The following is a 13,070-nucleotide window of genomic DNA, read 5'->3' on the forward strand; positions in this document are numbered from 1 at the left end:
CATCTTATATTCAAATACAGCGAACAATTAAAAAGCCTTATGCTGCGGATTTGATAATAAAAAAGGGAGCCAATCAGCTCCCTTTTTTTAAATCTTTGATTGAGTTGTTAAGCAGTACGAGGCATATCTTGAATACGTCGCCATGGCTGAGCTTCTTCAATTTCATACGCCAGTTCAATCAAGGTTTTTTCATCACCGACATCGGCTGAAATTTGCATACTGATTGGAAGTCCGTCGTTTTGCGTTTCTCCCATAGGAATCGACATACCCGGCGCACCCACCACATTTTGAATAGGTGTAAATGTTACATAGTTCTGTATACGCTCAAATAACTGGTCAAACGGTAATTGAGGTGACAAATAGCCAATTTTAGGTGTGGTATGTGCAAGTACAGGCGATAGCAAAACGTCATAATGCTTAAAGATTTCACGATATTGTTGCTGCATTTTCTTTAATCGATACAGAAATAGCGGGGTTTTATAAAAGTTTTTTTTATACAACTTCGATAAACCAACGGTTAAGTGATCTAACTCTTTGGGGTTAAAGTCAGCGCCAAAGATTTTCTTGCCAAAGGTACTCAGTAAAAAGGACAACATCCCCCAATATTCACTAAAATCTTCAACAAAGCTTAAGGAAAAAGGTAATTGAAGTTCTTCAACATGATGACCTAATTTTTCTAAGAGTGCTGCGCTATGCATTAAGGTTGCAGTTGTTTCGCTATCTATTTGCCCTGTAATCGATTGCGGGACTAAACCTATGCGTAATCGACGTTTAGAAGGTCCATGAATCATGCCTATGCGTGGCAGCTTTTTATTGTAATAACTTGACTCCATTCCTGCATAGAAATGCGCAGTATCTCGTATGCTACGGGTTAAGACACCTTCACTGATGATATTAATCGGAAGAGAGCCAGCTGCTTCACTGTCATAAGTACGTCCACGGCTAGGCTTTAATCCAATCAAACCGCAGCATGCAGCAGGGATACGAATCGAACCACCGCCATCATTGGCATGTGCAATCGGCACTACACCGGCTGCAACGAGAGCTGCGGAACCGCCAGAAGACGCGCCGCAGGAATAACTTAAATGCCACGGGTTATAGGTGGCTGAGCCATCTTTATATTCGGTACTGGCATTTAGACCAAATTCAGGGAGCTTAGATTTTCCTAATACGACAAAACCTTGATCTAAGATTTGTTGGCTAATTTGAGGATTACGATCGGCTGGTTTTGAACCTATGGCCTTTGAACCATGGCGTGATGGCAAGCCTTGATAATCTAGATTATCTTTAAAGAAAAAAGGGACGCCCGCAAATAGACCATGATCAACATATTGATTTTGCTCTAAAGCACGTTGAAAACAGTCCAGTTCAATGGCATTTAGATGCGGATTGACGTGTTCCGCACGTGCAATGGCCGCTTGTGTTATTTCTTGCACGGAGGCTTCTTTAGATTTGATGAGCAGTGCAATCCCCACAGCATCCAGATCTGTGAGTACATCCGAACTAAAGGCATGTATGCGTTGACTGTGTTTTTGATCTTCCATGAACGAACCCATTTGTTTTTTGAATTTTGGTAAATGTTGAATGAAATCGGTGTTATCTCAACAACAAATATATGTATTTGAACAATATCTGTTTGAGCATAATAATGACAATAAAAATTGTCAAATATTCATCTGATCTGAGGAAAGTGCAGAGATTATACTAAGGAGGGCATCTAAAGCCTGTTGAATATCATCCTTCCATGCAAAGGAACAATTTAAACGGATATATTGAGTTTTGGCTTCTGATACGTTAAATAAACGGCCTGGAGCAACACCGATCTGCTGTTGAATTAAGGCTTCATAGACCGCCATGCTTTCAATATTTTCTGGTAGTTTTAACCAAAGAAAATAACCACTTGGATGATATTGTAATTTGCATCCAGTCGGTAGGCGGCTTTCTAAATAACGGTAAAACTGTAATTTATGTTGCTGTAGACTTTTTCTTAAGACCCGTAAATGTTTTTCATAATGATAATTTGAAATAAATTCCACCAAGGCATTTTGCAATAAGGTATTGACGGAAATAGTACTCATAAGCTGTAAGTGTTGAATCGCTTGAGAGTATTTACCCGCATGCACCCAACCCACTCGAAATGCAGCACCTAACGTTTTAGAAAAAGATGAGCAGTGTAAGACCATATTATTTTGGTCAAAGTATTTCATTGAAACGGGTTTCTTGGATGCATAATGCATTTCTTCATACACATCGTCCTCAATTAAATGCACATGATATTGGTGTAATAACACGGCAATTTTTTGCTTGATTTCATCACTCACTGTGAAGCCCACAGGATTATGCGAATTCAGCATCAGCCAACAAATTTTGACGGGATAAGTTTTTAAAATATGTTCAAATGCGGTTAAATCAAATCCGTCTTGTGGATGTTCAGGTAAGGTCACCACTTTAAGGCCTAAGCGCTCTGCAGCTTGCAAGGCGCCATAGAAAATATTTTGCTGTAACACAATATAATCACCCGGTGAGGCAATGGCCTGTAAGGAAAGATTCAGTGCATCCATACAGCCTGAGGTAATCACAATATCCTCTGGATCTGTGGCAATGCCTTGCATGCAATAACGCTGTGCAATCAACTTACGAAGGGCTAAATTACCGGGTGGAAGATTATCAATGGCATCGTAACTTTTGGGATTTCGGGAAATTTGCCCCATGATTTGGGTTAACTTTTTAGAAAAAACAATGTCTTGAGCTGGAAAGGCTGATCCCAAGGGAATGATTTTTTCATCTTGTATTGATTTTAAATACTTAAATACTAGCGAGTTAATTTCAACAGGAGTGTTTAAGGACACGATCTGAGTTTGTTCAGCCTCTATTTCGAGTAAACCTTGCGCCACATAGTAGCCTGATTTTTCACGTGCATAGATTAAGCCACGCGATTCCAACTCCTGATAGGCATTCATGACCGTGATCAAACTAAAACCGGACAACTGCACTTGTTCACGTAAAGACGGAAGTTTTTCGTGCGCTTTTAAAGTGCCATTTTCAATCAGTTGACGTAGGTGCTGAGCGAGCTGTTCCGATTTATACATAGTCATCAACAAGTCAAGATTCTGTTATAAATATATCAGTAAAAGAAACTTTACATTATATTTTTATAACAGATGAGTCTGTACTGTTATATGTTTTTTCAAATTCACTGTATCTAGTTTTAAGCTTGATTTTTTTATAAGGTGCATTGACCACAACACTTGTGGCGTCAAATGGTAGGGAAGTTAGGGAGTTGAGTATGTTTAAAGCCAGTGAATTAGAACTGTTACAACATTTACTGGTGGATGTTCCATTGACAGATTCAACGCTGCATCTGCTGCAACAACAGCATACTAATTTAGAAGCGGTGCTGTTACGTAGTCGAATTTTGCGCCAAGTACAGCAAGTGGGCTATGTCAGTATTTGTCAGGAGCATATGCACGCCAAGGCTGAAAATGCGGCTTTCTTATTTGCACCATTTATCCTAGCAAATTTGAATCAGAAGGTGATCTACGCTACACCGCAAAGCCCTGAAAATGTTGCGATATTGAATCGTTATTATCATGCTGAGGCTAAACTTAGCGCATTTAAAGTTGATGATGTTTTATCGGGACTAAATGTCTACATTGAGCTACATAATGAACAACTATCGCCAGCAGAATACTTCTATTTTAGTTTGATCAATAGCTTATGTAATCCGAAAGTTTCCAGAATCATTTGTATTACACATCTAGATATCGACTTAGAAAAATTAAAACAGCTCGCTGAATTTTTAGATGTTGAAATCCATGTCTTGGCGGATAAAGCTGAACCGATTGATTTTGATCTAAATAAAATCAATATGTTAAAGCTGCTATTTAAAGACAAAGATCAGCAATATATCGATTTATGCCAAAAGTTTTCGTTTATCAATGCGAAAATTTTACAACGATTAGGTTTATATGAATTTGACCGTGCGCAAGTCTTGGTAGAAGACATGTTTTATTCAGAACACATCTTTGAAAAAATGTCGGTATACGGTGAATATATTCAAACGCATCTACAGCACCAAGTGAAAAAGCAGAGTCCTGCATAAGCGATAAAGATGACTAATTAAGTTTATAGCTGTGAATTGATCACTTTAAAAATGCAAAAAGCTTGTAAATCTAGACTTACAAGCTTTTTTTAAATTCAAATTTAAACCAATTTATTTGGCCTAATGATCCGATTAATACTTTATGAACTGATCATGAGCAAACATGAAATGTAAGATATACATGCAATAGCGAGTTGCAATAAGTGAATAGATTATCGCTTAAGGTAGATAGGAATTATCTGCACCAACAACAAACGCTACACCAATACAGAATAAAAGCACATAGATCGAGAACCAAATAATGGCACGTTTAAAGGCCTTATCTGAAATTTCACTGTCTGCATATTTTTGCGGTTTTTTAGGCTCTTGATTGCTCATAAGATGTACTCTAAATCCCTAGTGGTTATAGGTGATTATTGGGGTATATCGCCTGAAAGCATAGATACAACATTCATCTAAATTTCTATAACAGTTATAGTTTAGAAGAAGCCATCCTGACTTAATCCATTAATAAACTATGATATTGGTCGGTTCTTTTTCTCAAAAAGTCCCAAACCAGTTTAATACGCGGCTCATGCTGTAAATCGACTAGGGTCAGCATCCAAAAGGTATGCACAAAACGAACATCTTGCGCCAAGACTTGTTCTAATTCGGGTTTTTCCTCGGCCAAAAATTTGGGCAATATTGCCAATCCTGCACCCGCACTCACGGCAATTTGTTGTGCCAAAATACTACTACTTCTAAAGTTGGCATTGAGCTGAATAGGTAAGCGCTCTAAACAATACAGTTCGGGGCTATAGACTAGATCATCTATATAGTTCACAAAAGTGTGTGATTTTAAATCTTCTAATGTATGAATGGGTTGCGTGTTTTTTAAGTATTCTTTACTGCCATAAATCTTTAAACAATAGTCTGCCAGTCGAGTAATAATATAAGGTCCTGATTTCGGTCGATCGATGGAAATAACAATATCTGCTTCACGATGTGAAAGTTTGATCATTTTCGGGACAGGAATAAGGTCGATAGTCAATAGAGGGTATTTTTTGGACAATTCTGCCAAGAGCTGTGTCAAAAATGCTGTTCCAAACCCTTCGGGTGTGCCAATTCGCACACGACCTTGCATAGGTTGGTTAGGTTTTTCGATTTGTAAAAAAGCCTGTTCCATTTGTTCAACGCGAGGAACCAGTGCCAAACCTTCTAAAGTGAGCTCATAACCTGTGGCTTCACGTTTAAATAATGGTGTGCCTAAAGCCAGTTCTAGCGCATGTATACGTCGAGAAACCGTACTGTGCTCAACACCGATAATACGGGCGGTATTGGTTAGGGTTTTCGCACGAGCCAAAACCAAAAAATACTGTAAATGATCCCAGTCTACTTTCATTGTTATTGTCATCCCTGTGCATATTTGCACATCAATCGTGCGTGAATCTCTATTGGTAGTCAAAATTTTCTTTGCTAGTTTGAAGTGAATTGGAAAATATAAATATAAGGCTTTTGGATATTTTCTAAGTCAGTACAAAACAATAAGTGCCTATGGAGAGGTCATGAACACAATGTCAAATATTCAGTCAGCGACGGCTAAATTATTAATTAACGGTAAATTTGTAGAGTCAAACACTACAGAGTGGCAAGACATTCTAAATCCTGCAACTCAAGAGGTTTTGGGTCGTGTTCCAATGGCGACTATGGAAGAAGTGGATGCAGCGATTGCTTCAGCGCAAGAGGCGTTTAAAACTTGGCGCTTAACACCCGTACAAGCACGTATGCGCATTATGTTGAAGCTACAAGATCTGATCCGTAGCAATATGAAAGACATTGCCCGTGTACTGACTGCTGAGCAAGGAAAGACACTTGCAGATGCTGAAGGTGATATTCAACGTGGTTTAGAAGTCGTTGAGCATGCGTGTTCGGTTGGCACACTTCAAATGGGCGAATATATAGAAGGTGTTGCACGTGGTGTGGATACCTATACCTTGCAGCAACCTTTGGGTGTATGTGCAGGAATTACGCCATTTAACTTTCCTGCGATGATTCCACTGTGGATGTTCCCAATGGCCATCGTCTGTGGAAATACCTTTGTTTTAAAGCCATCTGAACAAGATCCATTATCGACCATGATGCTTGTCGAACTTGCGATTGAAGCCGGTATTCCAGCAGGTGTATTAAACGTAGTGCATGGTGGTAAAGACGTTGTTGATCGTTTATGCACACATCAAGCTATTAAGGCCATTTCATTTGTAGGCTCTACAGCCGTTGGTACACATGTATATAACCTTGCAGGACAGCATGGAAAACGTGTGCAGTCGATGATGGGGGCCAAAAACCATGTGGTGGTAATGCCGGATGCCAATAAAGAACAAACTTTAAATGCCCTCGTTGGTGCAGCATTCGGTGCGGCAGGTCAGCGTTGTATGGCTTTGTCGGTTGCTGTCATGGTTGGTGAAAGTAAAGAATGGGTCAATGAACTGGTTGAAAAAGCCAAAACGCTGAAGGTCAATGCAGGGCATGAGCCGAATACCGATATTGGCCCAGTTATTTCACCTCGCGCAAAAGCACGTGTACTGGATTTAATTCAAAGCGGTGTAGAGCAAGGTGCGGAGTTGCTGCTGGATGGTCGTGATGTTCAAGTCATTGGCTATGAGCAAGGAAACTTTGTCGGAGCAACGATTTTTAATCAAGTTTCAACCGATATGCGCATCTATACCGAAGAGATCTTTGGACCCGTATTAGCCATTATTCATGTCGATACTCTGGAGCAGGCGATTGAATTGATTAATGCCAATCCATTTGGCAACGGTGTTGGACTATTTACACAAAGTGGTGCAGTCGCGCGTACATTCCAAAGTGATATTGATATTGGTCAAGTGGGTATCAATATTCCAATTCCTGTACCAGTTCCTTTCTTTAGCTTTACAGGATCGCGTGGTTCAAAACTGGGTGACTTAGGTCCATATGGTAAGCAAGCAGTTCAGTTCTATACACAAACTAAAACCATCACCAGTCGTTGGTTCGAAGATACACAAGAAAAAGGTGAAGTGAATACCACCATTAACCTACGTTAATTTAGGAGTTCAAGGATGAATATTGCCTTTATCGGTTTAGGAAACATGGGCGGAAAAATGGCCCAAAACCTACTCAAAGCAGGTTTTACGGTTTACGGTTTCGACTTAAGCGAAATTGCGATTCAGCATTTTACTGAAGCAGGTGGCATCGTTTGCCACAGCCCACAAGATGCAGCGAAACAAGCAGATGTTCTGATTAGCATGTTGCCTGCTGCCAAGCATGTCAAAGAGGTGTATTTGGGTGAAGATGGTGTGTTGGCGGTAATGAAAGCAGGAAGCTTATGTATCGATAGCAGTACCATTGATCCGCAAACCATTAAGGATATAGCCGAGGCGGGTGCTGCACATCAGATAAAAATCTGTGATGCACCTGTTTCAGGCGGAACTATTGGTGCTCAGGCAGGTACATTAACCTTTATGGTCGGTTCAGATGATCAAACCTTTGAAAAAACCAAAGCGGTATTGGGCCACATGGGTAAAAACATTGTGCATTGTGGTGATGTGGGTGCAGGTCAAATTGCGAAAATTTGCAATAACTTGATTCTTGGTATTTCCATGGCAGCCGTTGCTGAAGGTATGGCGCTCGGTGCGCGTCTAGGGATTGATCCTCAAGCCTTAGCAGGTGTGGTGAATAGTTCGAGCGGACGTTGCTGGAGTTCGGATGTATGTAATCCATGGCCGGGTATCTCAGCAAATGCACCTGCGGGACGTGGCTATACCGATGGTTTTGCAACGCAGTTGATGTTGAAAGATCTAGGATTAGCTGTAGAAGCCGCAGGACAAGTCAAACAGCCGATTATTTTAGGCGGACTGGTTCAGCAAATGTATCAACAGCTATGTTTACAAGGTAATGCACACTTAGATTTTTCAAGCATCGTGCAGCAATACTTACCTAAGGACGCTGAATCACATTGAACACCAATCTAGCCTAGGGATGGCTAACAATACAAACACTCGTGTCGGAATAATAATAAATTGAGACTGAGGTAGAGAAGATGTCGAATTATCAAGATGTTGCAAAGGCATTTGACTTAAATCATGCTGCCAAAGAAATGCTATCAGGCTCTTTAGAGCAATTAAATGCATGTTATGAATGCTGCGACCGTCATGCGATTGATCAAAATAAGGTCGCACTATATTGGCAAGGTAAAGATGGGCGGAAAGAACAATATACCTTTGCAGAGCTGCAACAGTGGTCGAGCCAATTTGCCAATTTTTTAAAGTCACAGGGTGTGCAAAAGGGTGATCGTGTATCGGGTTTATTACCCCGTACAGTTGAATTACTTGTGGTGATTTTAGGGGCTTGGCGAATAGGTGCTGTATATCAACCGCTATTTACCGCCTTTGGCCCCAAAGCCATTGAACATCGTTTACACCTTGCACAAAGCAAATTGGTGATTAGCGATGTTGGTAATCGCAGTAAATTAGATGAAGTTGCACATTGTCCCCAAATCGTTACTGTTGCAGATCGAGCGGGTCAAAGGATTCAACAGGGAGATTTAAACTTTTGGGATGAAGTCAAAGCACAGTCTACAGATTGTGAAATTGTCCTACAGAGCATCAATGATCCATTTCTTTTGATGTTTACTTCAGGTACTACAGGTCCTGCAAAACCTTTAGAAGTCCCGCTCAAAGCCTTAATCGCTTTTGGTCAATATATGAAAAATGCGGTAGGGCTACGTGAAGATGATTCGTTTTGGAATATTGCCGATCCGGGTTGGGCTTATGGTTTGTATTACGGAATCACTGGGCCACTTTTACTGGGACATGCAACACTCTTTTACGAAGGTGGTTTTAGCATTGATAGTTTGTGTCAGATCGTAGATGACTACAAGGTGACGAACCTTGCAGGCGCACCGACAGCGTATCGGATGATGATGGCAGCTGATCCTGAACAAATGGCAAAACTCAAAGGGAAATTCCGCGTCGTCAGTAGCGCTGGTGAGCCGCTTAACCCTGAAGTGTTCCGCTGGTTTAAACAAGTTTTAGATGCACCGATCTTTGACCATTATGGTCAGACTGAAGTTGGTATGGTGGTGTGTAATCATCATGGCTTACAACATGATATTCGCGCAGGTGTCGCAGGTTATGCCAGTCCGGGATATCGCGTGGCGGTTGTTGATGAACAAGGGCAAGAGCTAGCTGCAGGAACGCCGGGAGTGCTTGCCGTCGATATCAGTCAATCACCGATGATGTGGTTTGGTGGCTATAAAGAAAGTCGTAAGTCACCCTTTGTAAAGCATTATTACCTCACGGGTGATACCGCAGAATTACACGCAGATGGCAGTATGAGCTTCGTTGGTCGTAATGATGATGTGATTACAACATCCGGTTACCGTATCGGGCCATTCGATGTAGAAAGCGCTTTACTTGAGCATGATGCAGTGATTGAAGCTGCGGTCATTGGTGTGCCTGATCCAGATCGGACAGAAATCGTAAAAGCTTTTGTGATTTTAGCTGAGCATGTCACAGCGTCAGAAGAATTAGCGGAGCAGCTGGGGCAATTTGTGAAAAAGCGCCTATCTGCACATGCTTATCCACGATTGGTGGAGTTCGTTCAAGAACTACCGAAAACTCCAAGCGGAAAAATTCAGCGCTTCTTATTAAGAAATCAAGAGATTGCAAAACAATCCACGCAGCATGCAAGTTAAATGACGTAACGATTAACCCTTAATTAATGCCGAACAATCAGGATCAGGAATCAAGCTTTCATTCAATTCTAGTCATTTTCAAACTGGATGAAAGCAATTGATTGATGTACAGGAAGATAAGATGCAATTTACCGAAGAACAATTATTAATTCAGGACATGGCACGCAGTTTCGCACAGGAACAAATTAAACCTCAAGCGGCTGAATGGGATAAAAACGGTACCTTTCCCAAAGCGGCTTTAGCGCAGATGGGTGAACTGGGTTTATTGGGCATGCTGGTATCAGATGAATGGGGTGGTTCAGACACAGGTAATCTTGCTTATGTTATGGCTTTAGAAGAGATTGCCGTGACCGATGGGGCAACCTCAACCATTATGAGTGTACATAACTCTGTAGGCTGTGTTCCTATTGCTAAATTTGGCACAGAAGAACAAAAGCAGAAATATTTAGTGCCTTTAGCACAAGGCAAAATGATCGGTGCATTTGCATTAACTGAGCCGCATACAGGTTCAGATGCTGCTGCCATTAAAACTCGTGCAGTTAAAGATGGCAATGAATGGGTGATTAATGGTGCTAAGCAGTTTATTACCTCTGGTCATAATGCAGGGGTCATTATTGTCTTTGCTGTGACTGATCCAAGTGCAGGGAAAAAAGGCATGAGTGCTTTTATTGTCCCAAGAGAAACACCTGGTTATGAAGTGATTCGTTCTGAAGAAAAGCTTGGATTACATGCCTCAGATACCTGCCAAATCGCACTCACAGACGTGCGAGTGCATGAAAGCCTAATGTTAGGAAAAGAAGGTGAAGGTTTGAAAATCGCCTTATCAAATCTAGAAGGCGGTCGTATTGGTATAGCGGCGCAAGCAGTTGGTCTTGCACGTGCAGCATTAGAAGAAGCAACCCGATATGCCAAAGAGCGTATTACTTTTGGAAAGCCGATCTTTGAACATCAGGCAGTTGCGTTCCGATTGGCAAGTATGGCAACAGAAATAGAGGCCGCACGCCAATTGGTCTATCACGCGGCACGTTTAAAAGAAGCAGGACAGCCTTGTTTAAATGAAGCGTCTATGGCCAAGCTTTTTTCGTCTGAAATGGCTGAGCGTGTTTGCTCCGCAGCATTACAAGTCTTTGGAGGCTATGGCTATCTCAAAGATTTCCCGATAGAGCGTATATATCGTGATGCACGTATTTGCCAAATCTATGAAGGCACAAGTGATATCCAACGTTTAGTAATTGCTCGCAGCTTATAACGTGGTCATTAAGACATTTAAAACGACAAGGCTTCAGACGAAGCCTACTTATAAATATTGAACATATATAGGGATATCACATGCAATTTGAAACGATTCTGCTCGAAAAAAACAATGGTGTTGGACTCATTACTTTAAATCGTCCTCAGGCCTTAAATGCGTTAAATAGCACATTAATTCAAGACCTTAATTTGGCGTTGGATGATTTAGATCGAGATCCTGCCATCGGTTGTATGGTTATTACAGGTTCAGAAAAAGCCTTTGCCGCTGGCGCAGATATTAAAGAAATGGCTGAACTGAGTTTTCCGAATATTTATTTGGATGATTTTTTTCATCTGGCAGATCGAATTGCTCAGCGCCGTAAACCTCTAATCGCAGCTGTCAGTGGTTATGCGTTAGGTGGAGGCTGTGAGTTAGCGCTCATGTGTGACTTTATTTACTGTGCCGACAATGCAAAATTTGGTTTACCAGAAGTGACATTGGGAGTAATCCCAGGGATAGGTGGGACACAGCGTTTAACGCTTGCTATTGGTAAGGCCAAAGCCATGGAAATGTGTCTGACTGCGAGACAAATGGGCGCAGCAGAAGCAGAGCAGAGTGGTTTAGTTGCTCAAGTCTTCCCTAAAGAGGCGTTGGTCGAAAAGACCTTAAAAGCTGCTGAAAAAATAGCCGAAAAATCTGTAGTCGCAACCATGATGATCAAAGAGTCAATTAACCGTGCATTTGAAGTCAGTTTGCAAGAAGGTTTACGTTTTGAACGTAGAACATTCCATTCGATTTTTGCAACTCAAGACCAAAAAGAAGGCATGCAAGCATTTGTTGAAAAGCGCCAAGCCAATTTTAAAAACAATTAAAAATAAAAAAGGATGATACGGATATGAGTACAAATAACTTAATGATTGAAGAACATGGACATTTAGGCCAAATCAGTTTAGATCGCGTGGCAAGTTTAAATGCCTTGTCTTTGGAAATGATTCAAGGGATTCAACAGCAATTAGGGCTATGGGCTGATCAAACTAATATTCATGCTGTACTTATTCGCTCAAATAGTCCCAAAGCATTTTGTGCAGGTGGAGATATTCGCTATCTCTATGATAGTTATATGAATGGTAAAGAAGATCATCAAGCTTATTTTCAAGCTGAGTATGAAATGCTGAATACCATTCGTGCGTATGAAAAACCCATTATTGTCATACTCGATGGCTATGTACTTGGCGGTGGATTTGGCTTAGCCCAAGCATGTCATGTGCTTGTCAGCAGCGAAAAATCTAGATTTGCCATGCCTGAAACTGCCATTGGATTTTTCCCAGATGTGGCTGCGACACACTTTTTATCACGTTTGGATGATATTGGTGTGTACATGGCAACTACGGGCGATCAAATCAGTGCCAGCGATGCGTTATACCTAGATTTGATTGACTACCATGTTCCGAGTGAGCAACTTGTTCAATTAGAAGAAGATTTAAGAAATTCTAAGCAACTCAGCAAGGAAAATATTGAACAATTGATTGCGAAATATATTACTCGACCAGCGGAAAGTGAACTCAGTCAAAATGCAGATTTAATTCGTAAGCATTTTGGTTTTGAGAGCATTGATGCCATTGAAAATAGTCTTGAAAATGAACAGCATAATGATGCTCAAGCGTGGGCGTTAAAAATACGCAATACCTTGGAACAACGGTCTCCAATCGCAAAAAGGATCAGTTTACAGCTCCAACATTTAGGTCGAGGTCTTTCACTGAAGCAATGCATGCAAATTGAACGACATTTACAAGACGTTTGGTTTCAACATGGCGATATTGTTGAAGGTGTGCGTGCATTAATTGTGGATAAAGACAAACAGCCAAAGTGGCAACAGTCCAGTCCGACTTTAGACAAAATAATGGAGGAAATATCTATTTAATCAGTAGGTTTATATTTTTAACGGTTCAAACCCTTGGTCAATATTCATATTTGATTTTATGTTCGATATGAACCAGTGACTCAGCGTAAATTAAACACATATA

The 13,070-nt window shown here is 40.9% G+C and carries 11 protein-coding genes; 7 read left to right on the plus strand and 4 right to left on the minus strand.

The features are described from left to right. Positions 1-107 precede the first annotated feature (107 nt). Both FTU80_RS10175 and FTU80_RS10180 read right to left on the minus strand, forming a co-directional pair. Entirely contained in the window at positions 108-1,544 is a 1,437-nt protein-coding gene (locus FTU80_RS10175; RefSeq protein WP_180084956.1) for an amidase, read from the minus strand. Positions 1,545-1,664: 120 nt separating this feature from the next. Beyond that, positions 1,665-3,089 (minus strand): PLP-dependent aminotransferase family protein, encoded by a 1,425-nt coding sequence (locus FTU80_RS10180; RefSeq protein WP_180085090.1) that lies wholly within the window; start codon positions 3,087-3,089, stop codon positions 1,665-1,667. Positions 3,090-3,286: 197 nt separating this feature from the next. On the opposite strand from FTU80_RS10180, the gene FTU80_RS10185 reads away from it, so the two are divergent. Next, on the plus strand, positions 3,287-4,102 hold the full coding sequence (locus tag FTU80_RS10185) for a hypothetical protein (protein ID WP_180084957.1): 816 nt from the start codon (positions 3,287-3,289) through the stop codon (positions 4,100-4,102). A gap of 219 nt (positions 4,103-4,321) precedes the next feature. Here FTU80_RS10185 and FTU80_RS10190 read toward each other — a convergent pair whose 3' ends face one another. Together FTU80_RS10190 and FTU80_RS10195 are read right to left on the minus strand one after the other, a co-directional pair. Beyond that, the gene (locus FTU80_RS10190) at positions 4,322-4,480 is read right to left on the minus strand and encodes a hypothetical protein (RefSeq protein WP_168379604.1); all 159 of its coding nucleotides are present in this window, start codon (positions 4,478-4,480) and stop codon (positions 4,322-4,324) included. Between the two features lie 121 nt (positions 4,481-4,601). Then, positions 4,602-5,483, minus strand: a complete 882-nt coding sequence (locus FTU80_RS10195; RefSeq protein WP_078193328.1) for a LysR family transcriptional regulator — start codon at positions 5,481-5,483, stop codon at positions 4,602-4,604. A gap of 163 nt (positions 5,484-5,646) precedes the next feature. Between FTU80_RS10195 and FTU80_RS10200 the strand changes: the two genes are divergently transcribed. From FTU80_RS10200 to FTU80_RS10225, 6 genes are all read left to right on the plus strand, one after another. Next, positions 5,647-7,164: a CoA-acylating methylmalonate-semialdehyde dehydrogenase gene (locus FTU80_RS10200; protein WP_180054704.1), complete on the plus strand. Its 1,518-nt coding sequence runs from the start codon at positions 5,647-5,649 to the stop codon at positions 7,162-7,164. A gap of 15 nt (positions 7,165-7,179) precedes the next feature. Beyond that, on the plus strand, positions 7,180-8,079 hold the full coding sequence (gene mmsB, locus FTU80_RS10205) for a 3-hydroxyisobutyrate dehydrogenase (RefSeq protein ID WP_180084958.1): 900 nt from the start codon (positions 7,180-7,182) through the stop codon (positions 8,077-8,079). 80 nt (positions 8,080-8,159) lie between these two features. Further along, on the plus strand, positions 8,160-9,815 hold the full coding sequence (locus FTU80_RS10210) for an AMP-binding protein (protein ID WP_180084959.1): 1,656 nt from the start codon (positions 8,160-8,162) through the stop codon (positions 9,813-9,815). Between the two features lie 121 nt (positions 9,816-9,936). After that, the gene (locus tag FTU80_RS10215; RefSeq protein ID WP_180084960.1) at positions 9,937-11,064 is read left to right on the plus strand and encodes an acyl-CoA dehydrogenase family protein; all 1,128 of its coding nucleotides are present in this window, start codon (positions 9,937-9,939) and stop codon (positions 11,062-11,064) included. A gap of 80 nt (positions 11,065-11,144) precedes the next feature. After that, entirely contained in the window at positions 11,145-11,918 is a 774-nt protein-coding gene (locus FTU80_RS10220) for an enoyl-CoA hydratase (RefSeq protein WP_180084961.1), read from the plus strand. Positions 11,919-11,941: 23 nt separating this feature from the next. Continuing rightward, entirely contained in the window at positions 11,942-12,967 is a 1,026-nt protein-coding gene (locus tag FTU80_RS10225; RefSeq protein ID WP_180084962.1) for an enoyl-CoA hydratase/isomerase family protein, read from the plus strand. Positions 12,968-13,070 lie beyond the last annotated feature (103 nt).

The sequence above is a fragment of the Acinetobacter sp. YH12145 genome (genome assembly GCF_013418335.1).
Lineage (GTDB): Bacteria > Pseudomonadota > Gammaproteobacteria > Pseudomonadales > Moraxellaceae > Acinetobacter > Acinetobacter amyesii.